The following is a 24,703-nucleotide window of genomic DNA, read 5'->3' as shown; positions in this document are numbered from 1 at the left end:
CAGTGGTATCCCCTGCGGGGCTCGTGCGCTCTGCCGAGGGCTTATCCGCTGTTGCAGGCAACATCGAAAGGAGGTGTCAGATATGGCAATTTATCATATGCAAGCCAAGGTCGTCAGCCGTGGTTCCGGGCGGTCTGCTGTCGCTGCATCTGCTTATATGAGCTGTAGTCGGATGTATAATGATTATGATGGCATCCAGCATGACTACACCCGAAAACATGGACTGATCTATCAGGAAGTAATGCTTCCCCCTATGGCTCCGCCTGAATGGAAAAACCGGGAGCAGCTCTGGAATGCTGTAGAAACTGCCGAGAAAACAAAAGACAGTCGACTGGCAAGAGAATTTGTTGTCGCACTCCCCGTTGAGCTAGATAAAAGCAGCAATATTTCTCTTCTTCAGAATTTTATTCAAAAGAACTTTGTAGATATGGGAATGTGTGCCGATTTTGCCATTCACGATACTGATGGTCACAATCCCCATGCACACATTCTTCTTACTGTCCGACCACTAAATGAAAATGGAACATGGCAGTATAAAACCGAAAAAGAATATCTCTGTATCAAAGATGGAGAGGAAAAAGGATTTACTGCTTCTGAATTTAAGGATGCTCAGAAAGAGGGCTGGGAGAAACAATACCGCTATAAGGCAGGAAAGAAAAAGCTCTATCTTACACCGTCCTCCGCACAAGAAAAAGGCTATGAACGCATTGATAAACACCCAAAAAGTACCCGTTATGGCAGACAAAACCCCATTTCCGAACAGTGGAATAGTGAGGAACAGCTCTGCATTTGGAGAGCCAACTGGGCAGAATTTACAAATAGAATTCTTGCCCAAAACAACATCAATGCTTCTATTGATCACCGCAGCTTTGCTGCACAGGGAATCACAGAGCAGCCTACCATTCATGAAGGATATATTGCTCAGGACATGGAAAAGAAAGGCATAATTGCAGAACGTTGTGAAATCAATCGTCAAATTCGTGCGGATAACAGAATACTACGGGAATTAAAAGCACAGGTGAAAAAATTAGCGCAAGCTGTCGAAAAATCTATTCCGGTAATTGCAGAAACATTAGAAGCAATCCGCAATCATATGATTTTTACACAATATCATTTACTTCATAATGAGATGCAAAAAGAAGTGATCCATGACTGGATGCAGCATTTTCGTCCTATCCTGAATCAATATGATACCATTAAGAAAAAGCTCAAAGCAAAAGTTGCTGAAAAGAAAAAACTACATGTGCAAAAAAATAAAACCAGTATTCTGAATCCTTTCCAGCATATCAAGTTAAATCAGCAGCTTACAACCATAACAGAAGAAATTGAGGAACTGAAATCTGCCAAAGAACAGCTGCTGTTTCAGGCTGAATGCTCCACAGAGAAAGATATGGCGAGCCTTTCCAGAAAATACGACCAGATGGATAAGAATCTGAATATTCTCGATTCTCAGGATATGACTCTCAAAGGGCAGCTTGAAAAAGACGCTGTAGCTTTCCAAGAGGAAAAATCCCTGTCTAAACAGGAGCAATACACAGAATTACTGGATACCAGAATCCAGATCCGACCAGATTTTCGAGAGAAACTGATTGAACAGCTCAAAGATACTTTTGGTAAATCTTATGACTATCACTATCGTGATATCGCAGCCCATGAGGTGGATGATCTCAATATGGAAGATCCCTATAGCTTCTCTCATCGTACCTGGGAACTTGAATATCAGAGGAAACAGGAATTGCAAAAAAAACATCCTGTTCAATCCAGGCAAAAATCGCACAACACAGAACTATAATGTTTAAACTACTAATATAAAAAATATCCCGTTTTCTCAAAACAGTTATATTGCTTCATCCCAATAATTCACAAACTGCTAACCACCGAGCAAAAGTGAGGCACAAAGTGCGTAAGCATAATTTGATTTCTTTCCGCTTACGCACTCTCTTTTTATCTTGAGCAAAAAATTCCTACTTTGTAAAGCCAACAAATGGGGTTTGGGGGGCTCCCAAAGTGCGTTTGGATATCCAAACGCTATGCTTGCAAAACCAGTTCCACTAATTTCCCTCGATACTCCCTTCTTCTAAAATCAATGATAATTATAACATTGCCAATTTTGTAAAGTAATAGTCAACTTGAAATATAGACGACAAACAATAAAACCATGATACTGTTATAAAAATCAGTCGCATGGTTTCTTTATATTTCATTATAGATTTTCTCTATCTATCATATTTTCTATTGTTTCTGAGAAACAACACTCTTTCAAATCAATACATTTATCCATTTTCACAAGATTTGTATATTTCTCGTCTGTATAATGTTTTGATATGACAGCAAACACTTTATATGTAGGCTGTGCTGTTACATCTCTGATATCCTTTTTCAGCAATGTATTCGGCACATTTAATTTCGTATTTTTATCTTTGACAAAACCAATACAACCACAGATATTTCCGGCAGCTTTTTCAGTAAACAATTTCGGTCCTCGGTCTGTAAATTCTCCTATCATTGTTACATTTTTCTTAATAAGCATCATCCGTTCCAATATATCTAACTTCTGTCCCGTAGAGCCATCTTTTGCAAAAGAAAAATCATTTTCCGTTAATCGTTTATCCAAGCATTTTTGATAAAAATGAATTGCGGAAGCTGTTTCTTTTTTATTCAATCGAACCCCTGTAAGATGCAGAAAATTGTATCTGTGGAAAGCGACTTCATATCCCTGTACAGATGACAAAATTTTTCCCTTATCCTGTAATTGTTTTTTTACCTCTTTCGGCAAACCATATAGAAACAAAATCTTCTGATCCTCCAGATGTTCTTTATATAATTGTGCCGCTTTTGTCATAATCTGTATCGCACGTCTTTTGTCCATAACCTAATCCTTATCCCTTAAGATTTAGAGAAGGGAATGTTCACGCCGCAGCACTAAACATTCCCTTCTCATGGTTGATTTTTCCGTTGTCTGCCAACCTCCAGCACCTTCGTCTGGAAAATATCAGGTTTTTCCGTTGCCTGCCAACCTCCGACACCTTCGTTCGGAAAACGTATCAGATTTTAGGTGTCAACCCACCGCTGATGCACAGCTTTTCTAATTACATTCTACACGAACTATGTGGAAAATGCAATTACAATTTTATCTTATGATGCCCTGTTACATTTTATACACTATTTATCTTACATTTCATTCTTGATAAATTATCTCTTTATCCACAATCTCCCTCGCACATACTTGTATATTGTTCATTCTTCCTATCCATTCCAAGGCATTTTCTACCTTTAACTGTTCTGTAATGCCTTGTGCCTGTTTCATCTGTTCTACCTTTCTTATCATTCTCTATTCTAAGATTTTCTTTGCCGACTGTTCAACCCTTTCAGTAACAACAATTCTTCAATTTTCAGTTCACATTGCCCCTCCCGAAGAAGTATGATAGAATAATTCTATTAAATTGAATCGGAGGTGCCACATGGCTATCAGTTCCAACAATATTCAGGTCTATACTACTTTGTCCAAAGAACTGGTTGCTGAGATTGATAAGGATGCGAAAGCGAACTATCGAACACGTTCCCAGCAGATTAACATGATCCTGACCGAGTATTATAAGACCCAAACGACAACCAAACATGAATCCGAGTAAAGCACTGAATCTCCCGAAAACACAGGAAATATCAGTGTTTTCTTATGTTTTCCCCTAATTATACGGTTCATGAGAACCATATGTATTCCCAAAACTTACATTCACTGCCACCGGACGACGGTATTCCAGTGCTTTTCGAATCACATAGTCAAGTCCCTGCATCAATTCTGTTGTTCTTGGAAATCCATTTTCCCGCGGCTGTCCCAGTTTCACAATTAACAGCTCGCTTTGCGGTGCAGCTCCCCGGTAAATCCCTTCACTGCTGCTTCCGTTTCCTGCTGCTATCCCCGCAACAGCTGTTCCATGACCGGAATTATCCACAGTCAACACACGATTTTCCCCACGAACCTCTTCATCAGCAGTCATTCTTTCACTATTTAATACGGCATCAATTTCTGTTTTCGTATATTCTGTTCCGATATGATATCCTGCCGGCGGACTTCCGGTTCCGGTTTGATCCCACAAATTCAAAATCCGTGTAGTCCCATCCTGATTTCTAAAATCTCTATGCCTGTAGTCAATTCCTGAATCCACAATTGCCACAAGCACTCCCTTTCCCGAAAGCGAAAAAGGAGCATCCTGCACCGTGTTGATGCAGGACACTCTTCGCCCTTCTTCCACTTCAAAATATAATGATTTCGGTTTTTCTGCATATTCAATTTCCGGAAGATTAAGCAATGCTTCAAGATTTGTCTTCTTTACCGTCACAACTGCAAATCCTCCCTGAAGTTCTACAACTGTTTCGGCCAGTTTTTTCGTTTCTTCCAGTGTTCCGGAATATTTTATAATAATCTCCCAGATTCCTTTTCCCTCATCATACCCAACGGATAATTCTTCTGCTTTTTTCAGCTCTTCCGTTGTCGCATCTGCTGCCAGATTTAAAAGCGCTTCTGCTTTCTGATTTTCCACAGATATCCCTCTTATTTCTCTTTAACACACTATATTCCCTTGAAACGGTGCAAATGACAGAGGAATAAAATATCCTTTCTCGTAATGACAGGATGGACAATTTTGCGGCACTTGTGTTCCGGTATGGATGTAACCGCAGTTTAAACACATCCACTTCTCTTCTTCTGTACTTTTATCAAATTGATTTGCTCTCAGAAGCTCTGCCAGCTTTCTGAACCGCTTTCCATGCATCTGTTCTACTTCACCGATCATTGTAAAGGCTGACGCTGCTTCCATAAATCCTTCTTCTTTCGCAATCTGTGCAAACTGCGGATATACATGTTCATACTCTTCAAATTCATTGTGTTCTGCCTTGTCAAGAAGCTCACAGATATCTTCTGCAATATCAACCGGATACGTTCCATCCACAGTAACGGTTTCTCCTGCAAGAGCATTTAACAGTTGATAATAACGTTCCCCATGTGCCCGCTCCTGCTCTGCTGTGAATTCAAATACCTGTGCAATGGATTCATATCCAAGTTCTCGTGCTTTTTTTGCCGCAAATGTATATCGATTGCGCGCCTGGCTTTCTCCCGCAAAAGCTTTCATTAAATTTTCTTTCGTCTTACTTTCACAAAATTGAACTGCCATCATACATACTCCTTTTTTCTTTTAGAGTATGTACAATGGCAGTTCTATTTATACATTCCTGTTTAATTAAATCCAAATAATCTGCGTGCCACCTTATAACCGAGCACAGAAATCTTCCGTCCTGATTTTCCCGGAAGGTTCATGGTCTGTCCTAAAATACCATAGCGAATTTTCCAGTATGTTCTGTATTCGCTCTTCTTCAAATATTCCCATAATTCTTTTTTCTTCTGAAGATTCTCTTCTTTCTTTGAGCGAATCAGCAAGATAGAAGAAACTGTCATCATAATCGCAAGATAATTGGTCATATAACTTCGAAGCTTCTTGTTCGGAACCATTTTCATCTTATACATATCAATCATTGTCTTTGTCACAAAAATCTGCTGATCCACACGCTGGATCATTACTTTTTCATTGACAGACTGGTCTTCCCGTCCAATATAATATCGATACAGATTCACATCCAGATAATAAAGTGTTGATACATGCGGTAATGGATAGTATACATAAATATTATCTACATAGAATGTATGTTTCGGTAATTCTAACTGGCACAGTTTCAGAAGCTCTGTCCGGTAAATTACCGAGTGCATTAAAATATATTGTCCAATATGAAAGTGTCCGGCCTCATTCCAGCCAATAATCTGTTCTTCCGGAAGGGCGTTGCGATAATGGATTACTTTTTTATGCTCTGCACCTTCCTTTTCATAGACATAGTTTGATATTATCATATCTACTTTTTTGTCTTCTGCCTCAAACTTATGAAGCGTCTCAAGAACTTTTTTCAGTGCTTCACCATCAATCCAGTCATCGCTGTCTACCACTTTAAAATATTTGCCTGAAGCACTTCGAAGCCCTGCATTAACAGCATCTCCATGTCCCCCATTTTCCTTATCGATCACTTTAACGATCGTTGGGTATTTTTCTTCATAGGATCTGGCAATCTTCAGCGTATCATCCTTTGAACCGTCATTCACAATAAGCACTTCCACATCCTCGCCGCCTTCCAATACAGAATCCACAGCACGAGCCATATAGTCCTGTGAATTATAGCACGGGATGGCAAATGATATATATTTCATAGTAATTCTCCTTCACTTTAATATCTAACAGTATAAAACATCCTTTGCATTTTTCCAACTATTATTGTTGTAAATTTTTACTTCTTCCTTTAATATGTAGTAAGAAACTTATTTTTAATATCTGGAGGATGAATACATATGAAGAAAAATATGATTGTCGGCCAGTCCGGCGGTCCTACTGCTGTCATCAACGGAAGCCTGTATGGTGTTGTTTCTGCAGGCCTTAACAAAACAGATGACATTGAACACGTTTACGGTATGATAAATGGAATCGAAGGATTTTTGCACGATACGATTATGGATATGCGCCCGCTTCTTGAAAGTAACGAACTGGAACTTTTGAAAACAACTCCCGGCTCTTATCTTGGTTCCTGCCGCTATAAACTTCCGGAAGATCTTTCCGATCCGGTATACCCGACATTGTTTCAGAAATTCGATGCACTTCAGATCGGATATTTCTTCTATATCGGAGGAAATGATTCTATGGATACGGTCAGCAAGCTTTCCCGCTATGCCGCTTCTATCGAAAGCCCGATCCGTTTTATTGGTGTTCCAAAAACAATTGACAACGACCTTGTAATGACAGATCATACACCTGGCTTCGGAAGCGCTGCTAAGTATGTCGCATCAACTGTTCGGGAAATTGCGGTCGATGCCTCTGTATACGATAATAAAAAATCTGTCACCATCGTAGAAATCATGGGACGTCATGCCGGCTGGTTGACTGCGGCAAGTATTTTGGCACGAAAATTCGAAGGTGATAATCCAGTTCTTGTTTATTTGCCGGAAGCTGATTTTGATCCGGAAGACTTTATCTCCAAAGTGGAAACTGCTTTACAGACAACTTCTAATCTTGTTGTTTGTATCTCCGAAGGAATTCACGATCAAACCGGTACATTCATCTGTGAATATGCAAGTAACGTAGGTACCGATACATTTGGTCACAAAATGCTGTCCGGTTCCGGAAAATATCTCGAAAACTTTGTAAAAGACCGTCTTGGTGTTAAGGTGCGCTCTATTGAACTCAATGTTTGTCAGCGCTGTTCTTCCGCAATGCTTTCAGAAACCGATCTTTCAGAAGCAGTTTCCTCTGGAGCATTTGCAGTAGATGCTGCCATTTCTGGCGAAACCGGAAAAATGATTGCATTTTCCCGTGTGTCCGATTCTCCTTATGAGCTTCGCTTTACAACTGAAGATGTAAATCATATTTGTAATCAGGAGAAAACCGTTCCCGCTGAATGGATCATCCGGGATGGTTCTGATCTTTCAGATGATTTTATTACCTATGCCCGTCCACTCATCGAAGGAGAGGTCAACATTCCAAAAGAAAACGGACTTCCGAAGTTTGCCTATCGCAAACACTAAGAATTTCAAGGGAATTTTGAGATGTTCATATTTTGTTCATCTTTTATTATAAAAAGCTTCATTTCTATATCACTGTTTTTTCACGTTTCAATTATATACTAAGTATATCAATAAAGAAGCAATAGACTTCATTATAGAGCAAACTTTTTCATAATACATGCCGGGAATCAAATCGATTGATTACCCGGCATCCTCCCTTTTTAGGCTATCATTTAACAAAAAGAGAAATCCGTCAGCAGATTTCTCTTTTTTATCGTCCTATTATAATATCTTCCTTAATTCTAAAAATATTAACATTTGAACGGTCTTCTCAAATGTCTTGGAATACCATCTACCATAACCGGAGAGACATCTCCCTGAATCAGCGGTCTGACATAACGCTTGAATTCCGCTGTCACATATGTTCCTTCTTCATTTACCCATTCTCTCGGAACAACCCGTTCATCATTGGCAATTTTATGCACATTCTTTACTTCTGTACGAACCTGATACGGATCATCGGACACCCTCTCAAATACAACCATAACGCCACTGTCACCTTCATCCGCCGCCATCACTGCCGCTCCTCCTGCCTGCTGTGCCTCTAGTACGTCTACTCTTGATGCAATATGAGAGCCGGCTCTTTGCAGTGTACTCAATTCAATAGAACGTGTCTTACAACCAATCTCACCAGCCACAAAACTTGCCAGATAGTTCGCTGTTCCTGACAGCTGCTTATGGCCAAATGCATCTACAAAGTCCACGCCGGAGCCAAGTTCACATACATATCTTCCATCTGCCAACTTGATTCCTTCCGAAACTGCAACAACAACAGAATGTTTCTTTTCTAACTGTTTTTTTACTTTTGCCAAAAATTCATTTAGATCAAATGGAATCTCCGGAAGGTAGATCATATCAGGCCCTTCACAGTCTTCCCCCTCTGAAAGACATGCAGAACCGGTCAGCCATCCTGCGTTTCTTCCCATAATTTCCACAATTGTTACAAGGCCCTTCGGATAGATTAAGCTCTCTCCGTCACGGATGATTTCTTTTACAGATGTGCCAATGTACTTGGCGGCGCTTCCAAACCCCGGTGTATGATCCGTCAGCGCCAGATCATTGTCAATTGTCTTTGGTGCACCAACAAATTTACACTGTTTTCCAGTCAATATTCCATAGTCCGATAACTTTTTGATCGTGTCCATAGAATCATTTCCGCCTATATAAATAAAAGCTTCTATTTCAAGCTTCTCAAGAATTCCAAAAATCTTCTCATACACTGACTGATCCTCATGGATCTCCGGCAATTTATATCGGCATGAACCAAGATAAGCCGCCGGTGTGCGCTTTAAAAGCTCCACATCCAGATCATTTGTAATATGCTCTGATAAGTCTACATATCGCTCTTCCAGCAGTCCCTGGATTCCATTTCTCATTCCATAAACTTTCTTGGCGCCGCGCTCGATTGCAGTTCGGTAAACACCTGCCAGACTGGAATTAATTGCCGCAGTAGGGCCTCCGGACTGTCCTACAATTACATTACCTTTCATATCGCATTACCTCCAATATTCCCATTTCTACTCCTGTGAATAGTTTTATTCTACGATATTTTGTCTATTTTGTAAAGTAAATGCTTATTTTATAGATTTTTTTTGTTGATTTTACTCATAATTCTTTTTTTCAATTACATTGACAACTTTTTTTATTTATGGTAATATCTTTATTAATTTATCACAGTAAAGTAGTCAATCGCTAATACACTAACGCATTTAAAGGAGGATTTATTTATGAAAAAGAAACTTTTCGTTACACTGACCGGAACTATACTAACTGCTTCACTGCTGATCGGATGCAGCGCCTCCGGTTCTGCACCAAAGGAAAATTCTGCATCTCCTGAATCAAAAGCTGCTGACTCACAACAGACTTTTACTGTTGGCTTTGATGCAGAGTATCCGCCATATGGATATCTGGATGATAATGGCGAATACACCGGTTTTGACTTAGAATTAGCAGAAGCAGTCTGTAAGCTGGAAGGGTGGGAACTGGTAAAAAAACCAATCAGCTGGGATTCCAAAGATATGGAACTGGACTCTGGTTCTATCGACTGCATTTGGAACGGTTTTACAATGAACGGTCGGGAAGATGATTATACCTTTTCCATTCCATATGTTGACAACAGTCAAGTCATCGTTGTTTCCGAAGCTTCCGGAATCACTTCTTTAGAAGATCTCTCCGGAAAGGTTGTAGGCGTTCAGGCCGCAAGCGCAGCCCTCAGTTTGCTGCAAAGCGAAGAAGACGGCGGTCAGAAGGCATTAGCTGATACCTTTCGTTCTCTGAATGAATTTGCTGATTACAATACTGCTTTTACAGAACTCCAGGCTGGCGCCCTTGACGCCCTTGCTATTGATATCGGTGTTGCCAATTATCAGATAAAATCCCGTGGAGAAGGCTTTAAAATCCTGGACGAGTCGCTCAACACGGAACAATATGCGATTGGATTTAAAAAAGGCAATCAGGAATTATGCGATATCGTAAATGCAGATTTAGAACAATTGACAGAAGACGGTACTGTTGCCGCATTAGCAGAAAAATATGACATTACAGATATGGTAACATTAAAATAAAATCTCTCTTTGGGAGGAATCTCTATGAGCTTTGATACAATCTTAAAACAAATGACTGCCGGGTTTGGACAGACGTGCCTGATTTTCTTTTTCACGCTGCTATTTTCTCTGCCTCTTGGAATGTTTGTCTATTTCGGAAAAGTAAGCAGACATAAACCTGTCCGCTGGATAATCAATAGCTATATTTCTATCATGCGAGGAACTCCGCTGATGTTACAGCTTCTCGTATGGTATTTTGCGCCTTATTACTTATGGCAAATGAATATCGGAGGCTATAAGCTAACTGCAATCCTGCTCGGTTTTTCCTTAAACTATGCTGCCTATTTCGCTGAAATTTACCGTTCCGGAATGGAAGCCATCCCAAAAGGTCAGTATGAAGCAGCTGCTCTGCTCGGGTATTCTAAAGTACAGACATTCCTGCATATCATTTTGCCACAGGTAGTGAAAGTTGTCCTTCCCTCTGTCACAAACGAAGTAATTACTCTTGTCAAAGATACATCGCTTGTCTATTCACTTTCTTACATTGAAATGTTTGGTGTGGCAAAACAAATCGCTGCCGCTCAGACTACTATCCTTCCATTCTTTATTGCGGGAATTTTTTATTTTATTTTTAACTATACGGTTGCCTTTTGTATGGAACAATTCGAAAAAAGATTAAACTATTATCGCTAGGAGGTACTGGAATGAAACTTTTAGAAATGAAACATATAAATAAAGAATTCGAAGGCATTCCCGTACTCCGGGATGTATCACTCTCTGTTGCAAAAGGTGAAATCGTTGCAATTATCGGCCCTTCCGGCTCCGGAAAATCAACATTACTCCGCTGCGCTGCAATGTTGGAATCCATTACCTCAGGAGAAGTATGCTATATGGGGCAAAAAGCATTTTGGACGGAACAGGACAGACTCCTTTTTCCGCCAAAACACACCTTAAAAGAACTCCAATCCTGCTTCGGCCTGGTCTTCCAGAATTTTAATCTGTTCCCACATTTTTCTGTTATGAGAAATATTACTGACGCCCCTATCCGGGTGCAGCACCGTCCAAAAGAGGAAGTGTATCAGGAAGCCCGGACACTTCTTGCTAAAATGGGTCTGGCAGACAAAGCGGATGCTTATCCATATCAGCTCTCCGGCGGACAACAGCAGCGTGTATCCATTGCCCGTGCCCTTGCTGTAAAACCTCAGATCCTTTTCTTTGATGAACCGACTTCTGCACTGGATCCGGAACTAACCGAAGAAATTCTAAAAATCATCAAAGATCTTGCCGCAGAGCATATGACAATGGTCATTGTCACACATGAAATGAATTTCGCCCGCAAAATTGCAGACAAAATGATCTTTATGGAACAAGGTCTTATTGCTTTAGAAGGAACTCCGCAAGAAGTCTTTTCTTCCGACAACACGAGGATACAGGAATTTCTTGGAAAATGCTCCTCTGAATAATATTTACTGTTCAGAGTGCGCCTGCCTGTCTGCAGAGAAGCACTCTGACTTTTCCACTCCCAACAGCGCAGATGTAAGTAACAGAATTGAATTTCCCCACAATTCAACAACAGAAAAATCTACAAAAATTCTGATTAAAAATAGTGCAAAATCGCCGAATAAAATTTTTTCAAAAAAAGTATTGACAAATACACAATCATGCCATATAATTATCAGTGTTGTGAGCGACACAACAAAACAAACATCCATGTGTGCTTAGCTCAGCTGGATAGAGCGTCTGGCTACGGACCAGAAGGTCGGGGGTTCGAATCCTCTAGCGCACGTACAGAGAAGTGTTACGATTGTAACACTTCTTTTTTGTTTTCCGATATATTTGTCACCATTACATATCTGCATAGAATTTTTAATCCATAAAAAACAGGTGCAGAAAAAGCATTCTAATGCTCTCTGCACCCTGCTATATTTTTCTAATCTTCTATACTCTTGCCACGCCGCTCTTGATTGCTGCCTCTGCTGTTGCTTTTGCAACGGCATCTTTTACTCTCTTATCAAATGCCATTGGAAGGATATAATCTGCATTTAATTCTTCATCACTAACAAGTCCTGCAATCGCATATGCCGCTGCGATCTTCATCTCATCATTAATCTCAGATGCTCTCACATCAAGCGCACCACGGAAAATTCCCGGGAAACAAAGTACATTGTTTACCTGATTCGGGAAATCAGATCGTCCCGTAGAAACAACTGCTGCACCTGCTGCTTTCGCTTCCTCAGGGAAAATCTCCGGTGTTGGGTTTGCACATGCAAATACAATCGGATCTTTTGCCATTGTGCGTACCATATCTCCTGTTAATGTACCCGGTGCTGAAACTCCGATAAATACATCTGCGCCTTTGATTACTTCTGCCAGTGTTCCTTTTTCCTGATTAAAATTCGTAATCTCTGCCATCTCTGCTTTGATTGCATTCAGATTCTCACGTCCCTTATAGATAGCACCCATCCGGTCTGTCATAATAACATTTTTCAGTCCCATCGCCATTAACAGTTTAATAATTGCAATTCCTGCTGCTCCGGCTCCTGATGTAACGATCTTCACGTCTTCCAATTTCTTTCCAACAAGCTTCAGCGCATTGATCACTCCTGCCAGTGTAATTACCGCTGTTCCATGCTGATCGTCATGGAAAATCGGAATATCGCAGCATTCTTTTAATTTCTGCTCAATCTCAAAACATCTCGGTGCAGAAATATCTTCCAGGTTTACTCCACCAAAACTTCCTGCCAGAAGACGTACCGCATTCACAATTTCATCCACATCTTTACTTCTTACACAAAGCGGAATTGCATCTACGCCGCCGAATTCTTTAAAAAGAACACATTTTCCTTCCATAACCGGCATTCCGGCTTCCGGGCCAATATCCCCAAGTCCGAGAACTGCCGTTCCGTCTGTCACGACTGCAACGGTATTCCATCTTCTTGTCAGTTCAAAGCTTTTATTGATATCTTTCTGAATTTCCAGACAAGGTGTTGCAACACCAGGTGTATATGCAAGACTCAGCGCTTCTTTTGAATCTACTGCTGCTCTTGACACCATCTCAATCTTTCCTTTTAAATCATAATGCATTTTCAAAGATTCTTTTCCGTAATCCATTTTAATTCCGCCTTTCAAATATTATTTCGCAAAATTATCATATTTTGTTCCTTATTTTAATAATAAAGGCTTGCAGCTATAAATGCAATTATATATTATTAATATAACCATTAATATTTTTTATAAAGTAATATTTATCAAAATAACTTGTTATAACAAATCAATAAAAATCACTGGAGAGAAGATTATGGAACAAGAATTAAAATATATCTATACCGTATATGAAAAAGGCAGTTTCTCAAAAGCCGCCCGCGCTCTGTATCTAACGCAGCCGGCTCTTAGCATCGCCGTTCAGAAAGCCGAAGAAAAGATCGGAATGCCTCTCTTTGATCGAAGTCAAAAACCGCTGAAGCTTACACCAGCCGGAGAAGTTTATATTGAAAAAATCCGTCAGATTCGCCAATTGGAAGACGAACTGCACCGCAAAATCGAAGATCTTGCAAAACTTAATACAGGACATGTGCGAATCGGCGCCACCAGTTTCTTCCTTTCTTACATCCTGCCTCCGATTCTGTTAGAGTATCATCGCCAATATCCGGATGTCACATTGGAAATTATTGAAACTGACTCATATGAATTAAAAGAAATGTTAAAAGACCGTAAATTGGATCTGACTTTTGTCAGCCGTCCCCTGGAAGAACCATTTTACAAAAATCATTTTTCCTTCCAGGATCCTATTTTACTCGCAGTCCCTTCCGCTTTTTCTGTCAATGAACAGCTTGCTGATCACGCCCTGACTGCACACGATGTCCTTCGCCGCCGCCATCTCACTGCTTCTTGTCCCTCTATCTGCCTCTCTGCATTTGAGCATGTGCCCTTCGTTCTGCTCAAATCCCGCTATGACCTTCGCAAGCGGACAGACAGTCTCTTTGCAGAAGCCGAAATCACACCGGATATCTTCATGGAAGCTTCTCAGATGTCCACTCTCTATACCCTTGCAGAAGCAGGACTTGGCGCTACCTTTATCAGCGACCGAATCATCCAGAAACCCGATGAACGTGTTTTATTCTATAAAATAGACTCTTTACTGGCAGTTCGGGAAATGAACATCGTCACAAATAAAAACTGTTATATTTCTCATGCAGCTAATTTGTTTATACAGCTCATGCGGCAATATTATTCCGTATAAATTTAACATAGAAAAGGCGACAGTTTTCATTCCTGCCGCCCTTTTCTTCTTATCATTATATGTTACACGGATCTTATTCTTACAATTAGAATCTATCTCGCGTAAATCTTCACAAGCTCTACAATCATATCTGTTGCTTTATCCATACCTTCTACTGTCGCATGTTCGTAAGGTCCGTGATAACCGTGTCCGCCTGTTCCGAGATTCGGACATGGAAGTCCTCTGTAAGATAACTGGCTTCCGTCAGTACCTCCGCGGATCGGGGAAATATCTTCTGCCACATTTGCATTTTTGCATGCTTCTCTTGCATTATCAATCAGATGCATACAATCAGCAATGATACTTGACATATTGCGGTATTCATCCCGGATTGTTAATTTAACAGTTCCTTCGCCCCATTTTTCATTCATAATCTTTTCAATATGGCACAGTGTCTTCTTTCTTGCTTCAAAAGAATTCAGATCATGATCGCGAACAATATACTGAGCCTTTGCATAGGCAACATCACCGCTCAAACTGCACAAATGATAAAATCCTTCATAACCGGATGTATCTCTAGGCGTTTCGCATCCCGGAAGCATTTGATTAATCTGTGTCGCAAGAAGCACTGCATTGATCATAACATCTTTGGAGCCGCCTGGATGCACATTAAACCCATTTACTTCAAAAGTTGCTTCACAGGCATTAAAGTTCTCATACTGGATTTCCCCTTCGCCATCTCCATCCAATGTATATGCATACTCTGCCCCAAATCTTTCAATATCAAAATGAGAAGCTCCTGTTCCTACTTCCTCATCCGGTGTAAATGCAACACTGATCTGACCATGAGGAATTTCTTCATCTCTCAGACGTTCAATCAAAGTCATAATCTCTGCAATTCCCGCCTTGTCATCTACACCGAGAATAGTTGTTCCGTCAGATGTAATCAGTGTTCTTCCTTTCAGCGATGGAAGATGCGGAAAATCTTTTACCGAGAGCACACGACCGCTATCCCCGAGTACGAGATCTTCTCCATTATAGTTTTCTGTCAGTACCGGTTTAATTTCATGATCACAGAAATCCGATACTGTATCCATATGGGCAATAAATCCGATCTTTGTTTTCTCTTCATACCCCGGAGTTGCCGGAATGATTCCGTATACAAAGCACTGCTCATCCACAGCAGCATTTTCCACACCCAATTCCTTTAACTCTTCTACGAGCATCTTTGCCAGGTCAAACTGACATACTGAACTTGGTGTTGTTCCACTCTCTCCGTCACTTGGTGTGCGCACAACAATGTATTTCAACATTCTCTCATATGCCTTCATGTTCCTTTTCCTCCCTTATAGTTCTTTTGCCTAATTTGCACTATAGCACACCTGACAAATGCTGTCAATCTTTCATCCGGAGTGTGATTTTTCATTTTTTACTATGCAAACTGACTATTATAGAGTGCTGCATATTTTCCCTCTTTTTCCATCAGTTCATCATGATTTCCGACTTCTTTAATATCTCCATCTTCCATGTATAAAATCATATCCGCATCCCGAATTGTCGAAAGCCGATGTGCAATTACAAAACTAGTACGCCCCTTCATAAGTTCTGCCATTGCTCGCTGAATCAGAACTTCTGTATGAGTATCTACATTACTTGTCGCTTCATCAAGAATCATAATTTCAGGATCTGACGCAATTGCTCTTGCAATTGTAAGAAGCTGTCGTTCTCCCTGTGAAATATTTTCTGCTCCTTTTGACAGCATCATATCGTATCCACCCGGGAGCGTTTTTATAAAGCTATGTGCACAGGCTGACTTCGCTGATGCGATAATTTTACTTCTATCCATATGTTCTTCTGCATAACCAAGATTATCTGCAATTGTTCCTTCAAAAAGCCATGTATCTTGTAAAACCATACCGAATCGGTCTCTCAGTTCTTCTCTTGGCATATCACATATATTGACGCCATCCACTGTAATCGCACCACCATTCAGTTCATAAAATCTCATCAAAAGATTGATCAGAGTTGTCTTTCCTGCCCCCGTCGGTCCTACAATTGCTACCTTTTGTCCCGGTTTCACAGTTAGATTCACTCCATTCATCAACATCCGATCAGGCGTATAGCCGAACTGAACATTTTCAAATGTCACACTGCCGGAACGATCTTCCGGAATGATTCCATTCTCTGCTTCCGGCAGCTCTTCTTCTGCATCCAATAGTGCAAAAATTCTGTCTCCGGCAGCCTTTGCTGCTCCAAAGCTTCCCGCCATTCCTGCCAGTGAAGAAAATGGTTCTGCAAACCGTCTTGTATATTCAAGCATCGCCTGTACATTTCCTACGGTAATAAAACCGCCTATGGCACGCAGACATCCAATCGCAGCACAGATTACATATCCCATATCATTTACAAAAGTTGTAATCGGACTGACTGCCCCCGCAATTGTCTCTGCCTTATAGGAACTGTTTTTCAAATTTTCATTCAGAGCATAAAACTGTTCTTTTGCTCTTTCTTGATAACTAAATGCCTGAACTACTTGCTGACCATTATACATTTCCTCTATATATCCATTTAATTCCCCCAGTAATTCCTGCTGTCTTTCATAATGTTTTCCGCCGGATTTCATAACCCCGGCTGCACTTAACAAAGATAGCGGAACCATAATCATGGGAATGAGCGTCAGTTTTGGACTAATCGTCAGCATCATAAGTAAAATGCCTATCGCAGTAATAATCTGTGTTACAATTGATGTAAGATTTTGACTTACAGTATTATTAATCGTATCTACATCATTTGTAATCACACTAAGGATATCACCATGCGTATGTGTATCATAGTAATTTAATTTCAATCTGTGCATTTTACTGTCGATATCACTACGAATCTCTCTCATAACATTTGCTGTAATCTTAGCCATGTGAAATCCCTGTAAAAATGCAAAAAATTGTGAAATGAGATATAATCCTACCAGCGCAGCAAGAAGCCAAAGGATTGTTTCCCAGTAAAATATACCATCTCGAATACTTTCAAATAAAGTTGTTGTCACTTTTCCGATTACAAATGGCGCCATTACAGTAAAAATTGTACTGACGGAAGCAAATAACAAAACAAAGAACAGCCTAAGCCGATAGGATTTTAAATACCCAAATAATCTCTTAAATGTATGCTTTTTCATATGAAACTGCCTCCTTTCCCAGTTGGATTTCCGCAATCTCCCGATAAAGCGGACATGTATTTAAAAGTTCTCTGTGCGTTCCCTGACCAACAATCATCCCATCATCAACGACTAAAATACGGTCTGCATCAAGAATCGTGCTAACTCTCTGTGCAACCATAATCACTGTTGCATTTCCCATCGCTGCTTTCAAATTTTTCCGAAGCACTTGATCTGTTTTCATATCCAATGCAGAAAAGCTATCATCAAAAACGTAGATTTCCGGCTCCTTCATAACAGCTCTTGCAATCGCCATTCTCTGCCTCTGTCCACCGGAAAGATTTGTTCCGCCCTGAGCAATTGCCTCATGATATCCGTTTTCTTTTTTTAAAATAAATTCCTCTGCACATGCAATTTTTGCTGCTGTCATCCATTCCTGCTCTGTTCCATGATTTTTGCCAAAGTTCAGGTTAGAAGCAATATCCCCTGAAAATAAAACATTCTTTTGAGGAACATAACCAATTAAAGAACGAAGTTCATCTACTGCATATTCTTTTACATTCACACCGTCAATAAGAACTTCTCCAAATAGGGGATCATACAGCCGTGGAACCAATTTCAAAATACTCGATTTTCCTCTTCCTGTTCCTCCTATAATTGCCGTAATCTCTCCTGGATGTGCTTCAAAGCTAATGTCTTTTAAAATTGGTTCCTCAGCTCCCGGATAGGCAAATGTCACATGGCGAAATTCTACCGTGGAGCGAAGCGGACGGTCTTTCATAGAAAACGAACCATCCTTGATACTTGTTTCTGTTTCCAGCACCTCTCCAATACGCTTAGAACAGGCATATGCTGTAGGAAACATCATAATAACAAGCGCCAGCATCATTGCTGACATAAGTACCATGCTGATATATTGACTGTTTGCCACTAAAGAACCAACTTCCATAGCTCCTGTCTCAACATAATGTGCTCCCAAACCTAATACCGCTGCTGTTGTTACCCCGAAAATCACATTAATCACCGGTAAAAGAAGACTTGTAATTCTTCCTGACAGCATTGCAGTAGCAGCATAATCCTTATTTGCTTCTCCAAATCGATAGCTTTCCGTTTTTTGCTTATTGAATGCCCTGATAACTCTGACACCTTCCAATGACTCCAAAAACAATTGATTAATTCTATCAAGCTTCTGTCGCAATTTGATTGAATACCGTGATGCAAATAAAATGATAATGCCGCATCCGATCAATAATACCGGAATTGCAACACTAAGTACAGAACTGACTTTTCCCCCAGTCGCAGCTGAAAAGACAAGTCCGGCAATCGCCATCATCGGCGCAAGAATTCCAATCCGTAAAAGCATCGTAAGGAAATTCTGAACATTCGTGATATCTGACGTACTTCTTGTAACAAGACTTGCAGTTCCGAAATGATCCAATTCTGCCGCTGAAAAACTCTGAACTTTTTCAAATACCTGTTCGCGGAGATTCGCTGAAAAATCTGTTGAAATGCGGGATGCAATTTTTACAGATAAAAAATTCACAACTCCTGCAAGTGCAGTAACTCCCGCCATAATAACCGCAAGTACCAAAATCATATTCTGAGAATTGTCTGTTACTCCACTGTTAATCATTTGTGCAAGTAAAGACGGCAGCATCATTTCTGCAATTGCTGCAAATAAAATCAAAATAGACAATAGTAAAATCTGCCGCCCTTTTAATTTGACTTTTGAAAATATTGTTTTCATATACTCTTCCTTTCTTAAACTGCCAATTTAATTCCCGACAATTGAAACATGAAGCTCCCTAGTGCATATTTCTGAAGTTTCATATATTCTTCTCGCGAAACCATTCCACCGTAATTCATAATCTCCATATTTCCACTATGCCCTGTAATGTAAAGCTTTGAAGAAGTAAAACCATTTTTGAGATAGAATTTTCTCCTGGCTATTCTCTGTTCTTTATTTGCAGCATGATCATCCAACTGTTCTATCAAAAGAACAATCTTCTTTCCTGAAAAGCGTCTGCATACTTCCTGCATAATTTTACTTCCGGTTCCCCGGCTTCGAATCCGTCCTGAAACAGCAAGATAATCTACCATGACCAGTTTTTCGTATGGAATTACCATAACAAATCCCAGCAAAATTCCGTCTTCTATCGCTGTTAATATCTGCTCTTTCCCTTTTTTCACCGAATGACGGATTGTAAAAAAAGGTTTTCTCTCTGCTTTTGGAAATGCTTCCAAATAGATTTCTCTAACTTCTTTCCATGACTTCTGATTTACATTCAAAAACTCCATCTCTCTACTCCTATCTTCTTGTAGTCTCCTTTGTCTTGTGATATTATAAAGTGTACAGTAACTGTAAAGTCAAGGGTGATTAAAATGAAAAATAAAAAATTTTTATATACAACAGGTCAGTTTGCAAAACTTAATGGGATTAACAAACGTACCTTACATTATTATGACGAGATTGGATTATTTTCTCCGGAAGTAAAAGCAGAAAATGGATATCGATACTATACCTGTTTCCAGACGGTACAATTAGAGCTGATTATGACACTTCGAAAGATTGGATTGTCTATAGAGGAAATTATACACTACCAACAAAGTCCTTCCGGAAGCTCTTTTGCCGAACTAATCGCTGAGAAAAAAGATTTCATTGATAGATCGATCCGGGAACTTTTAAATATAAAAACATTTTTAGAAGAAAAATCAAACAAGTTGTCATTGAGTCTTACTGCAAAAGAAGATGAAATAAATGTAATTTCACTCCCTGAACAACGTATTTTGCTCAGCAGTCCTATTACCGGAGCATATGATGATGATGATTTCATTGTCGCCAGTGAGTTTTCTCTTCGTTTAAAGTCTATTTTTGGATTGTATGATAATTTTGGAAGCCGCATTTCGGCAGAACAGATTTTACGCAGACAATATCACAAATATGACTGCTTCTTCGCCTATGGACGAACAGATATAGAAATCTACGATGTTCTCAGACCTGCAGGCACATATTTGCGAACCTACTGCATTGGCAGTTGGGATCGTCTTCACACTGTCTACGATAAAATCTGCAATTTTGCAGCAGAAAATGAGTTAGAATTATATGGATATGCCTATGAAGAAGGATTAAACGAGATGTCTTTACGAAATCGCCAAGATTATATCACAATGATTACGATTCCTTGCAAGAAAAAAGCGCTATAAGTGATTCCCGGAAGAATCCATGAATAGCGCAAGTCTTTTGTAAAAGAACAAAAAAAGTATCCTCTTTCGACGATACTTTTAATAATAAATGCCGCAGACCGGAATCGAACCGGTACGAAAGTATAAGTTTCGCAGGATTTTAAGTCCTGTGCGTCTGCCAGTTCCGCCACTGCGGCATATATCTTACAATATTTAATTTATCAGGTACTCTGCTATAATAGAAAAAATGCCGCAGACCGGAATCGAACCGGTACGGGAGTATAAGTCCCGCAGGATTTTAAGTCCTGTGCGTCTGCCAGTTCCGCCACTGCGGCATTATCTGCAGCAAATAATATTTGCTGCAAATGGGACCAATAGGGCTCGAACCTATGACCCTCTGCTTGTAAGGCAGATGCTCTCCCAGCTGAGCTATGATCCCGTATAACATTTTAAAGCTGAACGAATCAGCAACGACCCGGATGGGACTCGAACCCACGACCTCCGCCGTGACAGGGCGGCGCTCTAACCAACTGAGCCACCGGGCCAGATATGAATTTGTATAGTGGACCTTCGGGGACTCGAACCCAGGACCGATCGGTTATGAGCCGATTGCTCTAACCAACTGAGCTAAAGGTCCAAATCTTCTAAAATCACTATCCTGTCTAATGTAAATAAATGGGACCAATAGGGCTCGAACCTATGACCCTCTGCTTGTAAGGCAGATGCTCTCCCAGCTGAGCTATGATCCCATATTATTTATAAGCTGAATAAATCAGCAGCGACCCGGATGGGACTCGAACCCACGACCTCCGCCGTGACAGGGCGGCGCTCTAACCAACTGAGCCACCGGGCCAGGTCTTATGTACCTTCAAAACCACATACAAGAAATCTCATCCTTCGTTCACTTTCCTATCCTTTACCTCACTTGGTTATGCCCTCGACCGATTAGTAACAGTCAGCTACATGTGTTACCACACTTCCACCTCTGTCCTATCTACCTCGTCGTCTTCAAGGGGTCTTACAACTTTCGTTGGGATATCTCATCTTGAGGGGGGCTTCACGCTTAGATGCCTTCAGCGTTTATCCCGTCCCGGCTTGGCTACTCTGCTATGCATTTGGTAATACAACAGATACACCAGCGGCCAGTCCACCCCGGTCCTCTCGTACTAAGGGCAGCTCCTCTCAAATATCCTACGCCCACGCCGGATAGGGACCGAACTGTCTCACGACGTTCTGAACCCAGCTCGCGTACCGCTTTAATGGGCGAACAGCCCAACCCTTGGGACCTACTTCAGCCCCAGGATGCGATGAGCCGACATCGAGGTGCCAAACCACTCCGTCGATGTGAACTCTTGGGAGTGATAAGCCTGTTATCCCCAGGGTAGCTTTTATCCGTTGAGCGATGGCAATCCCACTTTATACCACCGGATCACTAAGTCCTACTTTCGTACCTGCTCCACCCGTCGGTGTCACAGTCAAGCTCCCTTCTGCCTTTGCACTCTTCGAATGGTTTCCAACCATTCTGAGGGAACCTTTGAGCGCCTCCGATACCCTTTCGGAGGCGACCGCCCCAGTCAAACTCCCCACCTGACATTGTCCCCCAGCCGGGTCACGGCTGCTGGTTAGAAATCCAGTACTGCAAGGGTGGTATCCCAACAGCGACTCCATGGCAACTGGCGTTACCATTTCTCCGTCTCCCACCTATCCTGTACATGCAATACCGAATCCCAGTATCAAGCTGGAGTAAAGCTCCATGGGGTCTTTCCGTCCTGGCGCAGGTAACCAGCATCTTCACTGGTATTTCAATTTCACCGGGTGCATTGTTGAGACAGTGCCCAAATCATTACGCCTTTCGTGCGGGTCGGAACTTACCCGACAAGGAATTTCGCTACCTTAGGACCGTTATAGTTACGGCCGCCGTTTACTGGGGCTTAAGTTCAAAGCTTCGCTTGCGCTAACCTCTCCCCTTAACCTTCCAGCACCGGGCAGGCGTCAGCCCATATACTTCACCTTTCGGTTTCGCATAGACCTGTGTTTTTGCTAAACAGTTGCTTGGGCCAATTCTCTGCGGCCACTTTTACATGGCACTCCTTCTCCCGAAGTTACGGAGTCATTTTGCCGAGTTCCTTAACAATGCTTCTCCCGTCGGCCTTAGGATTCTCTCCTCATCCACCTGTGTCGGTTTACGGTACGGGTACAGTACAAACAATAGCGGCTTTTCTTGACGCATGGCTCACATACTTCGTTACTTATAGTTCACTCCGCATCACGTCTTCGGCTTATCACACGGATTTTCCTATGTGACACCTACCTCGCTTGCGCCGGTCTTTCCACTCCCGGCTTATGCTCTCCACACGTGTCCCCACAGTTCTGTCATACTGCAGTACAGGAATTTCAACCTGTTGTCCATCGACTACGGCTTTCGCCCTCGCCTTAGGTCCCGACTTACCCAGAGCAGATCAGCTTTACTCTGGAAACCTTAGATATTCGGCCTGGAGGATTCCCACCTCCATCTCGCTACTCATTCCGGCATTCTCTCTTCTTAACGCTCCACAGCTCCTTCCGGTACTGCTTCGCCGCCCTAAGAATGCTCCTCTACCAATCCCTTATAGGATTCCTGAGCTTCGGTAGTGTGTTTCAGCCCCGGACATTTTCGGCGCAGGACCTCTCGACCAGTGAGCTATTACGCACTCTTTTAATGTATGGCTGCTTCTAAGCCAACATCCTGGTTGTCTTTGAAATCCCACATCCTTTTCCACTTAACACACATTTTGGGACCTTAGCTGCAGGTCTGGGCTCTTTCCCTTTCGACTACCCAACTTATCTCGTGTAGTCTGACTCCCGATAAGCATCACTACGGCATTCGGAGTTTGATATTCTTCGGTAAGCTTTGACGCCCCCTAGGAAATTCAGTGCTCTACCTCCGTGTGACTCTATCGAGGCTAGCCCTAAAGCTATTTCGAGGAGAACCAGCTATCTCCGGGTTCGATTGGAATTTCTCCCCTATCCACACCTCATCCCCACCCTTTTCAACGGATGTGGGTTCGGTCCTCCATTGCCTTTTACGGCAACTTCAACCTGGACATGGATAGATCACCCGGTTTCGGGTCTACTCCGGCTGACTTGGCGCCCTATTAAGACTTGGTTTCCCTTCGGCTCCGGACCTAAAGTCCTTAACCTCGCCAGCCGACGTAACTCGCCGGACCGTTCTACAAAAAGTACGCGGTTCCACTTTATAATGGTTCCACAGCTTGTAAACACAGGGTTTCAGGTTCTCTTTCACTCCCCTCCCGGGGTCCTTTTCACCTTTCCTTCACAGTACTATGCGCTATCGGTCACTAAGTAGTATTTAGCCTTACGGGGTGGTCCCCGCTCCTTCCCACAAGGTTTCTCGTGTCTCGTGGTACTCTGGATCCCGCTCGCTCTCTTCTATTTTCAGGTACGGGGCTTTCACCCTCTCTGGCTGGCTTTCCCAAAACCATTCTCCTAATATACGAGTCACTTGTTGCGGTCCTAACCCCCGGATGCACGCATCCAGGTTTGGGCTCTTTCCATTTCGCTCGCCGCTACTTTGGAAATCGATGTTTCTTTCTCTTCCTCCGGCTACTTAGATGTTTCAGTTCACCGGGTTCCCCTCCATACGTTATGGATTGGCGTATGGATACTTGAGGGCTTCTCAAGTAGGTTTCCCCATTCGGATATCTCCGGATCGTTGGATATTTGCTCCTCCCCGAAGCTTTTCGCAGCTTATCACGTCCTTCATCGGCTCTTAGTGCCAAGGCATCCACCCTGCGCTCTTTCTAGCATAACCAACTTGCCTTCGTCCACGGGAATGGACATTAGCTACACATGCATAGCGTTGCATGCGTTGGTAATTAGGTTTGATTCATTTGAATCAGTGTTTCGAATAATTATTATCTAATAACAATTACCTCGGATGTCTTGATATTTTC

The 24,703-nt window shown here is 41.6% G+C and carries 18 protein-coding genes, 8 tRNA genes, 1 rRNA gene and 1 pseudogene; 9 read left to right on the top strand and 19 right to left on the bottom strand.

The window, feature by feature from the left end; translation table 11 throughout:
• Window positions 1–82: 82 nt before the first annotated feature.
• Window positions 83–1,792, top strand: a complete 1,710-nt coding sequence (locus KFE17_13125) for a MobA/MobL family protein (protein ID QUO31752.1) — start codon at window positions 83–85, stop codon at window positions 1,790–1,792.
• A 411-nt stretch (window positions 1,793–2,203) separates the two neighbouring features.
• Here the strand turns inward: KFE17_13125 and KFE17_13120 are convergent, their stop codons facing one another.
• Complete coding sequence (locus tag KFE17_13120; protein QUO31751.1) at window positions 2,204–2,869, bottom strand: hypothetical protein; 666 nt, start codon at window positions 2,867–2,869, stop codon at window positions 2,204–2,206.
• A 309-nt stretch (window positions 2,870–3,178) separates the two neighbouring features.
• A pseudogene (locus KFE17_13115) lies at window positions 3,179–3,364 on the bottom strand (TnpV protein).
• A gap of 97 nt (window positions 3,365–3,461) precedes the next feature.
• Between KFE17_13115 and KFE17_13110 the strand changes: the two are divergent.
• Window positions 3,462–3,632, top strand: coding sequence for a hypothetical protein (locus KFE17_13110; GenBank protein QUO31750.1), 171 nt, complete (start codon window positions 3,462–3,464; stop codon window positions 3,630–3,632).
• 54 nt (window positions 3,633–3,686) lie between these two features.
• Here the strand turns inward: KFE17_13110 and KFE17_13105 are convergent, their stop codons facing one another.
• The 3 genes from KFE17_13105 to KFE17_13095 all read right to left on the bottom strand — a co-directional run bounded on the left by KFE17_13105 (window position 3,687) and on the right by KFE17_13095 (window position 6,250).
• Window positions 3,687–4,541, bottom strand: a complete 855-nt coding sequence (locus tag KFE17_13105; protein ID QUO31749.1) for a S8 family serine peptidase — start codon at window positions 4,539–4,541, stop codon at window positions 3,687–3,689.
• A 21-nt stretch (window positions 4,542–4,562) separates the two neighbouring features.
• Window positions 4,563–5,171 carry a rubrerythrin family protein gene (locus tag KFE17_13100; GenBank protein ID QUO31748.1) on the bottom strand — a complete coding sequence of 203 codons (609 nt, stop codon included), beginning with the start codon at window positions 5,169–5,171 and terminating at the stop codon, window positions 4,563–4,565.
• Window positions 5,172–5,233: 62 nt separating this feature from the next.
• Window positions 5,234–6,250: a glycosyltransferase family 2 protein gene (locus tag KFE17_13095; GenBank protein QUO31747.1), complete on the bottom strand. Its 1,017-nt coding sequence runs from the start codon at window positions 6,248–6,250 to the stop codon at window positions 5,234–5,236.
• Between the two features lie 138 nt (window positions 6,251–6,388).
• On the opposite strand from KFE17_13095, the gene KFE17_13090 reads away from it, so the two are divergent.
• Window positions 6,389–7,615, top strand: coding sequence for a 6-phosphofructokinase (locus KFE17_13090; GenBank protein ID QUO31746.1), 1,227 nt, complete (start codon window positions 6,389–6,391; stop codon window positions 7,613–7,615).
• 290 nt (window positions 7,616–7,905) lie between these two features.
• Here the strand turns inward: KFE17_13090 and KFE17_13085 are convergent, their stop codons facing one another.
• Entirely contained in the window at window positions 7,906–9,144 is a 1,239-nt protein-coding gene (locus tag KFE17_13085; GenBank protein ID QUO31745.1) for a 6-phosphofructokinase, read from the bottom strand.
• Window positions 9,145–9,381: 237 nt separating this feature from the next.
• Between KFE17_13085 and KFE17_13080 the strand changes: the two genes are divergently transcribed.
• The 4 genes from KFE17_13080 (at window position 9,382) to KFE17_13065 (ending at window position 11,983) form a co-directional block, all read left to right on the top strand.
• On the top strand, window positions 9,382–10,218 hold the full coding sequence (locus tag KFE17_13080) for an amino acid ABC transporter substrate-binding protein (GenBank protein ID QUO31744.1): 837 nt from the start codon (window positions 9,382–9,384) through the stop codon (window positions 10,216–10,218).
• 24 nt (window positions 10,219–10,242) lie between these two features.
• Complete coding sequence (locus KFE17_13075) at window positions 10,243–10,890, top strand: amino acid ABC transporter permease (GenBank protein QUO31743.1); 648 nt, start codon at window positions 10,243–10,245, stop codon at window positions 10,888–10,890.
• Between the two features lie 11 nt (window positions 10,891–10,901).
• On the top strand, window positions 10,902–11,660 hold the full coding sequence (locus tag KFE17_13070) for an amino acid ABC transporter ATP-binding protein (protein ID QUO31742.1): 759 nt from the start codon (window positions 10,902–10,904) through the stop codon (window positions 11,658–11,660).
• Between the two features lie 249 nt (window positions 11,661–11,909).
• Window positions 11,910–11,983 (top strand) — tRNA-Arg (locus tag KFE17_13065).
• 152 nt (window positions 11,984–12,135) lie between these two features.
• On the opposite strand, the gene KFE17_13060 is transcribed toward KFE17_13065, so the two are convergent.
• Window positions 12,136–13,308 carry an NAD-dependent malic enzyme gene (locus KFE17_13060; protein QUO31741.1) on the bottom strand — a complete coding sequence of 391 codons (1,173 nt, stop codon included), beginning with the start codon at window positions 13,306–13,308 and terminating at the stop codon, window positions 12,136–12,138.
• Between the two features lie 187 nt (window positions 13,309–13,495).
• On the opposite strand from KFE17_13060, the gene KFE17_13055 reads away from it, so the two are divergent.
• On the top strand, window positions 13,496–14,437 hold the full coding sequence (locus KFE17_13055) for a LysR family transcriptional regulator (GenBank protein QUO31740.1): 942 nt from the start codon (window positions 13,496–13,498) through the stop codon (window positions 14,435–14,437).
• A gap of 92 nt (window positions 14,438–14,529) precedes the next feature.
• Here the strand turns inward: KFE17_13055 and pepT are convergent, their stop codons facing one another.
• From pepT to KFE17_13035, 4 genes are all read right to left on the bottom strand, one after another.
• Window positions 14,530–15,747: a peptidase T gene (gene pepT / locus KFE17_13050; protein QUO31739.1), complete on the bottom strand. Its 1,218-nt coding sequence runs from the start codon at window positions 15,745–15,747 to the stop codon at window positions 14,530–14,532.
• Between the two features lie 101 nt (window positions 15,748–15,848).
• Entirely contained in the window at window positions 15,849–17,588 is a 1,740-nt protein-coding gene (locus KFE17_13045) for an ABC transporter ATP-binding protein (GenBank protein ID QUO31738.1), read from the bottom strand.
• Complete coding sequence (locus KFE17_13040; protein ID QUO31737.1) at window positions 17,569–19,314, bottom strand: ABC transporter ATP-binding protein; 1,746 nt, start codon at window positions 19,312–19,314, stop codon at window positions 17,569–17,571. The genes KFE17_13045 and KFE17_13040 overlap by 20 nt, the downstream gene beginning before the upstream one ends.
• 14 nt (window positions 19,315–19,328) lie before the next feature.
• The gene (locus KFE17_13035; GenBank protein ID QUO31736.1) at window positions 19,329–19,865 is read right to left on the bottom strand and encodes a GNAT family N-acetyltransferase; all 537 of its coding nucleotides are present in this window, start codon (window positions 19,863–19,865) and stop codon (window positions 19,329–19,331) included.
• A gap of 84 nt (window positions 19,866–19,949) precedes the next feature.
• On the opposite strand from KFE17_13035, the gene KFE17_13030 reads away from it, so the two are divergent.
• On the top strand, window positions 19,950–20,771 hold the full coding sequence (locus KFE17_13030) for a MerR family transcriptional regulator (protein QUO31735.1): 822 nt from the start codon (window positions 19,950–19,952) through the stop codon (window positions 20,769–20,771).
• Window positions 20,772–20,860: 89 nt separating this feature from the next.
• Here the strand turns inward: KFE17_13030 and KFE17_13025 are convergent.
• The 8 genes from KFE17_13025 to KFE17_12990 all read right to left on the bottom strand — a co-directional run bounded on the left by KFE17_13025 (window position 20,861) and on the right by KFE17_12990 (window position 24,561).
• A tRNA-Leu gene (locus tag KFE17_13025) sits at window positions 20,861–20,947 on the bottom strand.
• Window positions 20,948–20,998: 51 nt separating this feature from the next.
• Window positions 20,999–21,085, bottom strand: a tRNA-Leu gene (locus KFE17_13020).
• A gap of 31 nt (window positions 21,086–21,116) precedes the next feature.
• Window positions 21,117–21,189 (bottom strand) — tRNA-Val (locus KFE17_13015).
• A 32-nt stretch (window positions 21,190–21,221) separates the two neighbouring features.
• Window positions 21,222–21,295: transfer RNA gene (locus KFE17_13010), tRNA-Asp, on the bottom strand.
• 18 nt (window positions 21,296–21,313) lie between these two features.
• A tRNA-Ile gene (locus KFE17_13005) sits at window positions 21,314–21,387 on the bottom strand.
• A gap of 39 nt (window positions 21,388–21,426) precedes the next feature.
• A tRNA-Val gene (locus KFE17_13000) sits at window positions 21,427–21,499 on the bottom strand.
• Between the two features lie 30 nt (window positions 21,500–21,529).
• Window positions 21,530–21,603, bottom strand: a tRNA-Asp gene (locus KFE17_12995).
• Window positions 21,604–21,675: 72 nt separating this feature from the next.
• Window positions 21,676–24,561: ribosomal RNA gene (locus tag KFE17_12990) — 23S ribosomal RNA — on the bottom strand.
• Window positions 24,562–24,703 lie beyond the last annotated feature (142 nt).

It is taken from the genome of Faecalicatena sp. Marseille-Q4148 (genome assembly GCA_018228665.1).
Classification (GTDB): domain Bacteria; phylum Bacillota; class Clostridia; order Lachnospirales; family Lachnospiraceae; genus UBA9414.
Note: the sequence above shows the minus strand (reverse complement) of the source record. Positions and strands in the feature narration are given on the sequence as shown.

What these genes read in the sequence shown, in the direction of transcription:
- KFE17_13125 (QUO31752.1), top strand. Translation starts at nt 83, where the DNA reads ATGGCAATTTATCATATGCAAGCCAAGGTCGTCAGCCGTGGTTCCGGG.
- KFE17_13120 (QUO31751.1), bottom strand. Translation starts at nt 2,869, where the DNA reads ATGGACAAAAGACGTGCGATACAGATTATGACAAAAGCGGCACAATTA.
- KFE17_13110 (QUO31750.1), top strand. Translation starts at nt 3,462, where the DNA reads ATGGCTATCAGTTCCAACAATATTCAGGTCTATACTACTTTGTCCAAA.
- KFE17_13100 (QUO31748.1), bottom strand. Translation starts at nt 5,171, where the DNA reads ATGGCAGTTCAATTTTGTGAAAGTAAGACGAAAGAAAATTTAATGAAA.
- KFE17_13095 (QUO31747.1), bottom strand. Translation starts at nt 6,250, where the DNA reads ATGAAATATATATCATTTGCCATCCCGTGCTATAATTCACAGGACTAT.
- KFE17_13090 (QUO31746.1), top strand. Translation starts at nt 6,389, where the DNA reads ATGAAGAAAAATATGATTGTCGGCCAGTCCGGCGGTCCTACTGCTGTC.
- KFE17_13085 (QUO31745.1), bottom strand. Translation starts at nt 9,144, where the DNA reads ATGAAAGGTAATGTAATTGTAGGACAGTCCGGAGGCCCTACTGCGGCA.
- KFE17_13080 (QUO31744.1), top strand. Translation starts at nt 9,382, where the DNA reads ATGAAAAAGAAACTTTTCGTTACACTGACCGGAACTATACTAACTGCT.
- KFE17_13075 (QUO31743.1), top strand. Translation starts at nt 10,243, where the DNA reads ATGAGCTTTGATACAATCTTAAAACAAATGACTGCCGGGTTTGGACAG.
- KFE17_13070 (QUO31742.1), top strand. Translation starts at nt 10,902, where the DNA reads ATGAAACTTTTAGAAATGAAACATATAAATAAAGAATTCGAAGGCATT.
- KFE17_13060 (QUO31741.1), bottom strand. Translation starts at nt 13,308, where the DNA reads ATGGATTACGGAAAAGAATCTTTGAAAATGCATTATGATTTAAAAGGA.
- KFE17_13055 (QUO31740.1), top strand. Translation starts at nt 13,496, where the DNA reads ATGGAACAAGAATTAAAATATATCTATACCGTATATGAAAAAGGCAGT.
- pepT (QUO31739.1), bottom strand. Translation starts at nt 15,747, where the DNA reads ATGAAGGCATATGAGAGAATGTTGAAATACATTGTTGTGCGCACACCA.
- KFE17_13045 (QUO31738.1), bottom strand. Translation starts at nt 17,588, where the DNA reads ATGAAAAAGCATACATTTAAGAGATTATTTGGGTATTTAAAATCCTAT.
- KFE17_13040 (QUO31737.1), bottom strand. Translation starts at nt 19,314, where the DNA reads ATGAAAACAATATTTTCAAAAGTCAAATTAAAAGGGCGGCAGATTTTA.
- KFE17_13035 (QUO31736.1), bottom strand. Translation starts at nt 19,865, where the DNA reads ATGGAGTTTTTGAATGTAAATCAGAAGTCATGGAAAGAAGTTAGAGAA.
- KFE17_13030 (QUO31735.1), top strand. Translation starts at nt 19,950, where the DNA reads ATGAAAAATAAAAAATTTTTATATACAACAGGTCAGTTTGCAAAACTT.